We start from the raw sequence: 10,106 nt of genomic DNA, 5'->3' as shown, positions 1-10,106 counted from the left end.
AAACAGCGTCCACAACTCGTCCGGCACCAACCGCTCCACCAGATCCGTCATGCACGGCTCAACGAGCGATCACACCATCAGAAACGACGTCTAAAAAGGGGGCGAACACACAGGCCCGAGCCCCGTGGACCGGGGCAAGCCGGGTTCCAAGATGCACGTCCTGTCGGACGCGAACGGACTGCCCCTCCTCGTCGGCATCTCCGCGGCCAATGTCCACGACAGCGAGGGCCTGAAGCCGATGGTGGTCGGCACCAAACGAGACACGCCCCCCACCGAGGCCGTCACTTCAAGCCCCAGCGTCTCCATGCGGACAAGGCGTACGACGTGCCTCACCTGCGGAAATGGTTACGCGGCAAGCGCATCGGCGTGCGGATCGCTCGCAAGGGCATCGAATCCAGCGAACACCAGGAACCCACGGGCTACTCTGCGTCCAGCGGAGGAACCTCCCTTCGATTCCCCGGATTTCCCTTCCAGGCGCTTCCGGCACGAGCCGGGCCGGGGTCGTCGACAAAGACAAAGCTGAATCCGGGAATCCGCCCCGAATCGCCTCAAGCAAAGTTGCCTCCCACGCGGAAGCCGAATAGGGCGTCTCCTGGTGACACAGAAGCGTGGTTTGAGCCGGGTGGTCGCGGGTTCGAGAGGTGATCACCCCTTGAAGAAAGTCTGTTTACCGCCATTCCAAAACGGGCAAAAAGGACACAATATTTCACGGTAGGTTATCACCGCAGGTGATACCGGCGTTTGGGCGGATTTCTGTGCGGCCGATACATGGTCGCCACGTTCAGATAGCGCCAGTTCGGGCCTGTAGTGTGATTATTTCAGCCGAAAAGATCGTGCCCGGAAGGCGAGTACATGGCTTTACTGCGCAACGCTGTCCTTTTCGACCTCGATGGCACGCTGATCGACTCCTACCCGGACGCGGAGGACTGCTGGAACGAATGGGCCGAGTCCGTGGGGCTCGGTGACGTATTCGACCTCGCTCCATTTTATGGACAGAAGCGCGCGGATATCATCCGGACGTTGCTGCCGCATCTGTCGCAACGGGAGACGGAGGAGCAGGTGGAAAAGGTGCGACTGGCCGAGCGAGCCAGGGTCGCGAAGGTCGTCGCCCTTCCCGGCGCCGCGGACGTGCTGGCTGCGCTGCCCGTCGAGCGCTGGGGAATCGTCACTTCCAACGACACCGAAGTGGCACAGGCGCGCCTGCTCAGCGCCGGACTGCCCGTGCCCGAGGTGATCGTGAGCGCTGATCACGTGGTCCACCCGAAACCGCATCCGGAAGGTTTTCTGCTCGGCGCCCGAAAGCTCGGGTTCGAGCCCGACTCGGTAGTCGGGATCGATGATTCCCCTATCGGTGTCACCGCCGCACGGGAAGCCGGCATGACTGCGGTCGCCGTGCGATTCCGGCACGGTGTGAGCGCCCTGAGCAACGCCCACGTCATCGCCGACGGCGTCGGCGCCATCGATTTCTCTGTGCAGCCCGGCGGCATCACTCTCAGCATCGGCGGGAAAAACGTATGAGCATTCGCATCTCACCCAGCATCCTGGCGGCTGATTTCACCCGGCTCGCCGACGAGGCGGAGGCGGTGGCCAATGACGCGGACCTGCTGCACGTGGACGTCATGGACAACCACTTCGTACCCAACCTTACGGTGGGCTTACCCGTTGTGGAATCCCTCGTGAAGAAGGTGCGGATACCGCTCGACATCCACTTGGGTGTGGAGGCCCCTGACCGGTGGGCGCCTGATTACGCCGAAGCGGGTGCGGGGAGCGTCACGATCCACGCCGAGGCCACGCATTCCCCGGTGCGTACGCTCAGGTCCATACGCGCCGCCGGAGCGCAGGCAGGGCTGGCCCTCAATCCGGCCACTCCCCTGCAGCCGTACGAAGGACTGCTCGCGGAAGCCGACACCCTGCTCATCATGACGGTCGAGCCCGGGTTCGGCAGCCAGCGGTTCCTGGACTTCACGCTTGACAAGGTCCGCCAGGCGCGCCGGCTCATCGACCAGCTCCGCCGTTTCGGCGGTCGGGACATCCCCCTGTGGCTGCAGGTCGACGGAGGAATCAACGAAAGCACGATCGAACGGTGTGCCGAAGCGGGCGCGGACTCGTTCGTGGCCGGGTCGGCGGTCTACGCGAGGACCGACCCGGGCGCCGCGGTGCGCGCACTGCGCCAGCGTGCCGACGCGTCGCGTACGGTCAGCGCGCGCGCCTCGTGACAGGCGGCTGCACCGCAGGGAGCGCAACCGCCGTTTCCGGATCCGGTATGGACATGGAGAGGAAAACACACACATGGGACGCGTGGACGGCAAGGTCGTTCTGATCACCGGTGCGGCGCGCGGCCAGGGCCGTTCGCACGCCATCCGGCTGGCGCAGGAAGGCGCGCACATCATCGCCTCCGACATCTGCGAGGAGATCGGCAGCACGCACTACACCTTGGCGACCTCCAAGGACCTGGAGGAGACGCGCCGCCTGGTGGAGAAGGAGGGCGGCAAGATACTCACCGTCGGTGCCGACGTCCGCCGGCTCGACCAGGTGGAGGCGATGGTGGCCGCGGGCCTGGCCGAGTTCGGCCACATCGACGTGGTGTGTGCCAACGCCGGCATCGGTTCACTGGGGCGTTCCTGGGAACTGAGCGAGAAGCAGTGGCACGACATGATCGACGTCAACCTCACCGGAGCGTGGCACACCATCCGCGCCACGGTTCCCCACATGATCGACGCCGGACGCGGCGGCTCGATCATCTTCACGAACTCCGTCGCCGGTACCCTCGGCCGGCCGAACATGTCGCACTACGCGGCGTCCAAGCACGGACTGGTGGGGCTGATGAGGTCCCTCGCGAACGAACTGGCGCCCTACTTCATCAGGGTCAACAGCATTCACCCGGGGAACGTGGACACCGACATGGTGCAGAACCCCACCGGACGTCGTCTGCTGCTGCCCGACGTGGAAAGCCCCTCCCGTGAGGAGTTCGCCCGGGCCGCCACAGAACTGAGCCTCATGCCGGTGCCCTGGGTGGAGTCCGCGGACATCAGCAACGCGGTGCTGTGGCTGGCTTCCGACGAGGCCCGCTACGTCACCGGCGCGACCCTGCCCGTGGACGCCGGCGCCGCGATCAAGGCCTGACACACCAAGGAGTCACTCCCCATGGCAGGACCGTTACGGCAGCTCAGTGAGGCCGGCGTGTCCGTCTGGCTCGATCACCTGAGCCGCGAGAGCCTCACCACCGGCAGCCTGGCTGCCGCCATACGCGAACAAGAAGTCGTCGGTGTCACCACCAACCCGTCCATCTTTCACAAGGCGATCGCCGGCGGCGGATCCGCCTACGACGCGGACCTGCGTGACCTCTGGCTGCGGGGCGCCACCGCCGAAGAAGCCGTCCGCGCACTGGCGACCGCCGACGTGCGCGCCGCCGCCGACCTCCTGCTCCCCGTCCACCAGCGCACCAACGGGCAGGACGGGCGCATCTCGCTCGAGGTCGACCCTCGCTTCGCCCGCCAAACCGAGGCGACGCTGGCGGAGGCACGGCACTTGTGGTGGATGGTCGACCGCCCCAACCTGCTCATCAAGATCCCCGCCACTCCCGCGGGGCTGCCCGCCATCAGCGCGGCGATCGCCGAGGGCATCAGCGTCAACGTCACCCTCATCTTCTCCGTGGAACGCTACCGGGCCGTGGCGGATGCTTACCAGGCCGGCCTGGAAGCAGCGCTGCACAACGGCCGGGACATCTCCACCATCGAATCCGTGGCGTCCTTCTTCGTCTCCCGGATGGACACCGAGGTGGACCGCCGCCTGGAGAAGATCGGCAGCCCTGAGGCGCTGGAGCTGCGTGGCCGGGCCGGGCTCGCCACCGCGCGGCTCGCCCACCGGGCGTACGAGGACATCACCCGTTCGCCGCGCTGGCAGGCCCTGCAGGCGGCCGGTGCCCGTACCCAGCGCATGCTGTGGACGTCCACCAGCACGAAGAACCCCGCCTATCCGGACACCCTGTACGTGAGCGGGCTGGTCACACCGGGCACGGTCAACACCCTGCCTCCCGAGACCCTCGGTGCCGTCGCCGACCACGGCGACATCCAGCCGGAGACCGTACGCAGCAACTACGACGAGGCCACCCGGGTGCTGTCCGCGCTGCACGACCTGGGCGTCGATCACGACGAGATCGTCCAGCGCCTGGAGGAGCAGGGTGTCAGGGCGTTCGAAGAGGCGTGGGAATCACTCCTCGACAGCGTCGGCGCCTCCCTCGACCGCTTCCGCCGTGCGACGAAAACCCGGTGAACACCGTTCCATGACGTCCCTGACTCCCCCCGCCGAAGCCGGGCCACGAGTGTCGCGTGCCTTCGTGGTCCGGCTCGGACTGGCCTACCTGGGCCTGTACAGCGCCGTCCTGTCCGTGGCTCTGGTGACCCTCGCCCTGCGCATCGAGCATGTCGATCCCGAGCACAAGGAGAGCAGCCTGGCCGTCGCCGCGGCTCTCGGCGCGCTCGTCGCCCTGTTCGCCAACCCGCTGGCCGGACGGCTGTCGGACCGCACCACCGCCGCCTGGGGCCGTCGCCGGCCCTGGCTGGTCGTCGGCGTCCTCGGTGGTGGCGCAGGTCTCGCCGTCGTCGCTCTCGTACCGTCGGTGGCGGCCATCACCGCGGGCTGGTGCCTGGCGCAGGCGAGTTTCAACGCCTCCATCGCCGCACTCGCGGCTACCGTGCCCGAGCAGGTCCCCTTGCACCAACGAGGCATGGTGTCCGGGGTCATGGGTTTCAGCCAGCGCCTGGCCGTCCCCCTCGGGATGGGCGCCGCCGCGCTCTTCTCGGCCGGGCCGGCCGGTTTCCTCTTACCGGCGGCCGTCGCCGTCGGCTGCATCGTCCTGTTCGCGCTGCCCTTGCGGGACACCCGTGCACCTGAGCGGCAACGTCCCTTCTCCCTACGTGAGTTCGCCGGAAGTTTCTGGACCGATCCGCGCAGTCATCCGGACTTCGGCTGGGTGTGGCTGACCCGGTTCCTGACGTACTTCGCCTCTGTGGCTCCCGTGCCCTACCTCGCCTACTACCTCACGGACCACATCGACCTGTCCGGCGGCACGGTCGCCACCACCGTCGCCCTGCTCACGACGCTCAACTACACGCTCAGCGCCGTGACGGCGGCCCTGGGCGGATGGCTCTCCGACCGTGTGCGCCGCCGCAAGATCTTCGTCACCACGGCTGCGGTCCTGCTCGCGGCAGGCCTCGCCCTGCTGGCCGTCGCGGACACCCTGCCCGCCGTCTACCTCGCACAGACCCTGCTCGGGGTCGGCTCCGGCTGCTACTTCGCCGTCGACATGGCCCTGGCGACCGAGGTCCTGCCCAGCTCCGAGGACGTGGGCAAGGACCTCGGTGTCATCAACAGCGCCGACGTCCTGCCCCAGTCCATCGGTCCCGCACTCGCCCCCCTACTCCTCGCCGTCGGTCGCGGCCACAACTACACCGCCCTCTACCTGTTCACCATGGTCGTCGGCCTGTTGGCCCTCCTCACCGTCACCCGGATCAGAAAGGTGCGCTGACCCCACCCGGAGGAACACCCCGGCCGGTCCGGCCGAACCGGACCGGCGACTTCATCAGACCCCACGTGAAGGCAGGACACCCGATGATTTACGAGAACGCCTACCTATACATCACCCCTGGGTGCGAGGAGGAGTTCGAGCAGGCGCTGCTCACGGCCGCTCCCATCCTCGAGTCGGCCGAGGGCTGCACCTCGGTCAAGCTGCACCGCGACGTCGAGACGCCCGGCGCGTATCTCCTGCGGGTCGGCTGGGCTTCCCTCGAGCACCACGTGGAGATGTTCCCCAAGAGCGAGCAGGCGCCCCGTTTCGCCGAGGCCATCGAGCACTTCTTCGCCAAGGCGCCGGAACTGCGGCATTTCGCGGCCGACCCGGTAGGGACGCCCTCCACGGGGGAATGAGGCATCACCTCCGCCTCCAGGTCGGCGGCCAGCATCCGCCGAGGGCGTGCCTTCCCGACCTGCGTTCGCAGCGCGGGCCTACTCGGTGGCTTGACGATCACTCACTCGGGAAGGTACGCCCTTCGCGCGTCCTGCAAAGGAGCTGATCCACAAGTCCTGAGCATTGCTCGTCAGCTTCCGCCCTTGACCGCTCAGGCCGAGCACGCGGGCGACGGCGGCCTTGAGGTTGTCATAACGGATCTTGCTCCTTGGGACCCCGTCCAGCGTCCGCAGCGCGTGAACGTGGCCTTCAAAGAAGGCTTCCTGGCCGGCCGAGGCGAACACGCGGTGGACGGCCTTGCCCGAATACGACAGGCGGAAGGAGAACAGGTAGCAGGTCACCAGCTCGCCGGCGAGGCGGATCGTCACGTCCCCGAAGTCGACCTCCGCCTCATGACCGGGCTGGTGGGTCTGCGGGACGAATGCCTCCAGCGGCGCCTTGCCCGACTCGACCAGGATCTCGGGCTTCCGGGCCGCGACGTAGTAGCGGACCATCCCGTAGGAGACGTCGGCGCCGTGTTCCTCGACCAGCCGGTGGAAGATCCGGGTGACCGTGTGCCGCTGCTTGCACGGCGCGTCCAGGTCCGCCCGCAGGATCTCGTCGATCACCGGCTTGTAGCGGTCCAGTCCGGTCGCCCGCGGCGGCAGCTTCTTGCGCGGCTCCGGCCAGGACGAGTCCAACGCCTTCCGCACCGTCCGCCACGTCACGCCGTGCTTGCGCTCAAGCTCCCGCATCGACATGCCACCACGGTGGTCACGCCGGATCGCCGCGTACAGCTCGACCTTCGACATCCGCGGCATGACCAGCACTTTTCACCAGGAGCATCCCGATGCTGCCCTGGCAAGAACCCTGGTGCCTCCCGAACTCGTCGACATCACCCATCCGTGGAAAGGGGTGCCTCCCAAACTCATCGACAGGTGACGTCACTACTGCTCGATAAAGCCAGTCCCCGACATCGGCATGAATACTCATTGCCGTAAGAGGTGGTCTCACGTGGTGATGCTCCGCTTCGGCTGGATGTCGAGATGGGGGAGTCACTCGTCGCCGAGATAGCGGAGTACCGCGTCGTCGGGGATCCAGGGGAATCTGATCCCCGGAAAGCTCGCCGCCCAGGGGCCGTACGGGTCGAAGGCGAGGACCGCGTCGATGAATGGCTGGGGCGGCAGGTAGCCGTGGTCGGCGACGTAGTGGCCGATGAGATGCGGGGCTGCGAAGGCGGTGCCGAGGGTGCCGGGAACGCGGATCTCACCGGTTCCGGCGCTCGCGCGCAGGTGTCCCGGCCGTGGTGTGTACCAGGGGTGTGAGTCTGGCAGTGATGCGGGGCAGAGGTCGCACTCGTGCAGGCCCAGCATGGCGTTGACCTGCTGGGCGTCGAGGATGGCCAGGAGCCTGTCGGTGAAATCCTCGGAAGCCGGACCGTTCATCCAGCGGTGGCCGGCTGCCAGCCAGCCGATATTGAGGCGTACGTAGGTCGGCTGGAAGCTGACGAAACGCATACCGTCGGTGAGGTCGCTGAACTCATCGCCTTCGTCCCAGTAGGTGTAGGGGCTGAGGTCCTCATAGAACATGCAGCCATCATCGCGCCGTCATGACGGGGCCGTGATGCGGGCGCGACTGCAGCCGCCGACCCAGCTCAGGCACCTTTTCGGGCATGATCGTCTGCTATGGCTGTGGAGCTTGAGCGGGACCTCGTCCCGGATGGGCTGTGGAGCCGCTCATACCGCCGTTCCGGCCCGACGGCAGGGTGGTGGGACGGCGCCGGTGGCGGATCGGAAGGTGTTCACCGCGATTGTGTACGCACTGACCACCTCGTGCGCCTGGCGGCGGCTGCCACCCTGCTTCGGCGTGAGTCCGGCCACCGCCCACCGCCGGTTCACCGCCTGGACGAGGGCCGGCCTGTGGCCGCGCCTGCACGCCGCAGTCCTCAACCGGCTGGGCGCCGCCGGGGCCGTCGGCTGGTCCGCTGCACTGGTCGACTCCGCCTCGGTTCGGGCGAAAAGGGGGGCGAGCTCGTCGGACCGAATCCGGTCGACCGGGGCAAACCCGGCTCCAAGCTCCATGTCCTGACCGACACCGAAGGGTTGCCGCTGGTCACCGCGGTCCGCCGCCAACACCCATGACAGTCTCGCTCTCAAGCCGCTGGTCAAGGCCATCCCCGCTGTCCGCTCCCGTCGCGGGCCCCGACGCCGCAGACCCGCCAAGCTCCGTGCGGACAAAGGCTATGACAACCTGAGCTCCGCCGCTGGCTACGGGACCGGAACATCACACCCAAGATCGCGCGACGCGGCATCGAGTCCAGCGAACGCCTGGGTCGCTACCGGTGGAAGGTTGAACGCAGCATCTCCTGGCTGTTCAACTACCGGCGCCTGACCGTGCGCTACGAACGCAAGAGCCGACACTTCGCGGCCTTCCTCAGCCTCGCAGCCACCGTGATCTGCTACAAGAAACTCGTCAGACTCACCACGTGAGATGACGCCTAAGCAGCAACTCTCTCGTGCGCACGAGGTGTCGGCGTCCAGTGGGGATCACCCCCCTTTCCTTACCGCAAGAACGGCTGGCAGCTGGCCGAGTTCGCCGGGCACCGCTCGCCCGACGGTCTCCAGCGGCTCTTGAACGGGCGACCTGGGACGCCGACGACGTGCAGTTGTACGTCGCCAAACGCCTTGGCGAGGATGGCGGGGTGCTCGTCATCGACGACACCGGCTTCATCAAGAAAGGCATCACCTCGGCCGGGGCGCAGCGCCAGTATTCCGAAACCGCCGGCCGCACCGAGGACTGCCAGATTCCTCACCGGCGACGCCTGAGCGGGCGCCCTTACCGGAGACAGAACAGCCGAGGATACAAGACGGATCCGCGCCTGTCGGGTCACGTGGTCGACGTCCACGGGGTGGAGCACTGTCCGCGCCATGCCGTGCTCGCCTTCCGTGACGGCCGGCCTGGTAAGGGGAGTGCGACCGGCCGGCCGAAGGGGCGGGCGAACGCCGTTCCTCGCGGGGAACTTCGCGCCCGGGTCGCCGCTCTCCTTGACGCGGCGCCAGCGGTACCATTGCCGACGTCCGCGGAGCGCTGGGGGTCGCGCCGGCCACGGCGCAGCGGGTGTTGGCCGAACTCCGGGGTGAGCGGATCCGCGCGCTCATGGCAACGTCGCCGGCACTCTCCTTCGATCAGGCGGCGGACCGGCTCGGGTACCCGGCCGCCGTGCGGCGGGCCGCGCGGGACGTGGTGGCCACCGCCGTCGCAGAGTTGGGGGCGTGATCATGCGCACGGTCGTCGCTGTGGACGAATGGAACGCGCACTATGCCGCCGGCCGCGACTTTAGGCCCGTGACCCGCGAAGAAGGGGGGGCCTTTGACTTGAACGTCGGTCCGGGTGAAGGGCGTTCGGCGCTGGATATCGGTTGCGGCACGGGCGGATTCGCGTCCTTCCTGCGCGATCAGGGCTATTTAGTGACGGGCGCGGACTACTCGGAGGCGGCTATTTCTACGGCCGTCGCCCGCTACGGGTCGACCGCTAGTCTCTCCTTCCGCTGCTGGAACGCTGAAGCCGATTCGTGGGCGGCATTCCCGCGACATGATTTGATCTCATGTCGGCTCAGCTATGCATTTATTCAGGGGAAGGGAAAATTCCTGCGAAGCGTGAAATCCCACCTTTCGCCGGGAGGGGTTTTCTATGTGATGACCCCGCATTCCGATAAACTTCCGCCCGCTCGGAGTGACATCGGGGTATCGGTCGAAGAAGTCGAAGAATTGCGCTTCGGGTGGAGTTCCGTAAAGGAATGGATTTTGGATGCGCAGCACGTTTGTTACGCCCTGACTCTCTGATATTTCCGGGGAGATAGGATCAGGACCGGCGTCCGGTCAAGGCAAGGTGTGATTTCGGGGTTGTAGTTCGTGTGGTGGGGGTGGTCTGAGCTGGGATGTTGGGTGTCTTCTCATGAAGAAGCGGGCGTTTCCGGGGTGTTGGGGGAGGTGATGACGGGCGTCTGGCCTGCGGTTGTTCTGGGTTCGTGATAACGGTGGTGTGGTGTTGGTGATGGTCTGCGGTGTCTAAGAGGTCGTTTTCACCTGATTTGCATCGCTTCAGTGGCCACAAGGAGATGCTCACGCCTCTTGGGTATCGGGTTGCTAAGCGACGCGGCGAG

The 10,106-nt window shown here is 66.7% G+C and carries 9 protein-coding genes and 3 pseudogenes; 10 read left to right on the top strand and 2 right to left on the bottom strand.

Going from position 1 to position 10,106, the window contains the following annotated elements:
- Positions 1-94: 94 nt before the first annotated feature.
- From ACIBBH_RS41835 to ACIBBH_RS41805, 7 genes and pseudogenes are all read left to right on the top strand, one after another.
- Positions 95-402, top strand: a pseudogene (locus tag ACIBBH_RS41835) (transposase); the annotation flags it as partial.
- 450 nt (positions 403-852) lie between these two features.
- Positions 853-1,518, top strand: coding sequence for an HAD family hydrolase (locus ACIBBH_RS41830; RefSeq protein ID WP_399414153.1), 666 nt, complete (start codon positions 853-855; stop codon positions 1,516-1,518).
- Positions 1,515-2,216 (top strand): ribulose-phosphate 3-epimerase, encoded by a 702-nt coding sequence (gene rpe / locus ACIBBH_RS41825; protein WP_399414151.1) that lies wholly within the window; start codon positions 1,515-1,517, stop codon positions 2,214-2,216. The genes ACIBBH_RS41830 and rpe overlap by 4 nt, the downstream gene beginning before the upstream one ends.
- A gap of 73 nt (positions 2,217-2,289) precedes the next feature.
- A complete protein-coding gene (locus ACIBBH_RS41820; RefSeq protein ID WP_399414149.1) occupies positions 2,290-3,123 on the top strand; it encodes a mycofactocin-coupled SDR family oxidoreductase in 834 nt (277 codons plus the stop codon).
- A 21-nt stretch (positions 3,124-3,144) separates the two neighbouring features.
- Positions 3,145-4,272, top strand: coding sequence for a transaldolase (gene tal, locus ACIBBH_RS41815; RefSeq protein WP_399414147.1), 1,128 nt, complete (start codon positions 3,145-3,147; stop codon positions 4,270-4,272).
- Between the two features lie 10 nt (positions 4,273-4,282).
- A complete protein-coding gene (locus tag ACIBBH_RS41810) occupies positions 4,283-5,527 on the top strand; it encodes an MFS transporter (protein WP_399414145.1) in 1,245 nt (414 codons plus the stop codon).
- 83 nt (positions 5,528-5,610) lie between these two features.
- Complete coding sequence (locus tag ACIBBH_RS41805) at positions 5,611-5,925, top strand: antibiotic biosynthesis monooxygenase family protein (RefSeq protein ID WP_399414143.1); 315 nt, start codon at positions 5,611-5,613, stop codon at positions 5,923-5,925.
- Between the two features lie 78 nt (positions 5,926-6,003).
- On the opposite strand, the gene ACIBBH_RS41800 is transcribed toward ACIBBH_RS41805, so the two are convergent.
- The gene (locus ACIBBH_RS41800) at positions 6,004-6,765 is read right to left on the bottom strand and encodes a hypothetical protein (RefSeq protein ID WP_399414141.1); all 762 of its coding nucleotides are present in this window, start codon (positions 6,763-6,765) and stop codon (positions 6,004-6,006) included.
- Between the two features lie 234 nt (positions 6,766-6,999).
- Complete coding sequence (locus ACIBBH_RS41795) at positions 7,000-7,533, bottom strand: hypothetical protein (RefSeq protein ID WP_399414139.1); 534 nt, start codon at positions 7,531-7,533, stop codon at positions 7,000-7,002.
- A 137-nt stretch (positions 7,534-7,670) separates the two neighbouring features.
- Between ACIBBH_RS41795 and ACIBBH_RS41790 the strand changes: the two are divergent.
- The 3 genes and pseudogenes from ACIBBH_RS41790 (at position 7,671) to ACIBBH_RS41780 (ending at position 9,786) form a co-directional block, all read left to right on the top strand.
- Positions 7,671-8,433 (top strand): annotated as a pseudogene (locus ACIBBH_RS41790) (IS5 family transposase).
- Positions 8,434-8,508: 75 nt separating this feature from the next.
- Positions 8,509-8,750: pseudogene (locus ACIBBH_RS41785) on the top strand (transposase); the annotation flags it as partial.
- A 472-nt stretch (positions 8,751-9,222) separates the two neighbouring features.
- Entirely contained in the window at positions 9,223-9,786 is a 564-nt protein-coding gene (locus tag ACIBBH_RS41780; protein WP_399414155.1) for a class I SAM-dependent methyltransferase, read from the top strand.
- The last annotated feature ends 320 nt before the right edge of the window (positions 9,787-10,106 follow it).

This window comes from Streptomyces sp. NPDC051636 (assembly GCF_044453765.1).
Taxonomy (GTDB): Bacteria; Actinomycetota; Actinomycetes; order Streptomycetales; family Streptomycetaceae; genus Streptomyces.
The sequence above is the reverse complement of the archived record's forward strand: the minus strand, read 5'-3'. Positions and strand labels throughout refer to the sequence as shown.

What these genes read in the sequence shown, in the direction of transcription:
- ACIBBH_RS41830 (WP_399414153.1), top strand. Translation starts at nt 853, where the DNA reads ATGGCTTTACTGCGCAACGCTGTCCTTTTCGACCTCGATGGCACGCTG.
- rpe (WP_399414151.1), top strand. Translation starts at nt 1,515, where the DNA reads ATGAGCATTCGCATCTCACCCAGCATCCTGGCGGCTGATTTCACCCGG.
- ACIBBH_RS41820 (WP_399414149.1), top strand. Translation starts at nt 2,290, where the DNA reads ATGGGACGCGTGGACGGCAAGGTCGTTCTGATCACCGGTGCGGCGCGC.
- tal (WP_399414147.1), top strand. Translation starts at nt 3,145, where the DNA reads ATGGCAGGACCGTTACGGCAGCTCAGTGAGGCCGGCGTGTCCGTCTGG.
- ACIBBH_RS41810 (WP_399414145.1), top strand. Translation starts at nt 4,283, where the DNA reads ATGACGTCCCTGACTCCCCCCGCCGAAGCCGGGCCACGAGTGTCGCGT.
- ACIBBH_RS41805 (WP_399414143.1), top strand. Translation starts at nt 5,611, where the DNA reads ATGATTTACGAGAACGCCTACCTATACATCACCCCTGGGTGCGAGGAG.
- ACIBBH_RS41800 (WP_399414141.1), bottom strand. Translation starts at nt 6,765, where the DNA reads ATGCCGCGGATGTCGAAGGTCGAGCTGTACGCGGCGATCCGGCGTGAC.
- ACIBBH_RS41795 (WP_399414139.1), bottom strand. Translation starts at nt 7,533, where the DNA reads ATGTTCTATGAGGACCTCAGCCCCTACACCTACTGGGACGAAGGCGAT.
- ACIBBH_RS41780 (WP_399414155.1), top strand. Translation starts at nt 9,223, where the DNA reads ATGCGCACGGTCGTCGCTGTGGACGAATGGAACGCGCACTATGCCGCC.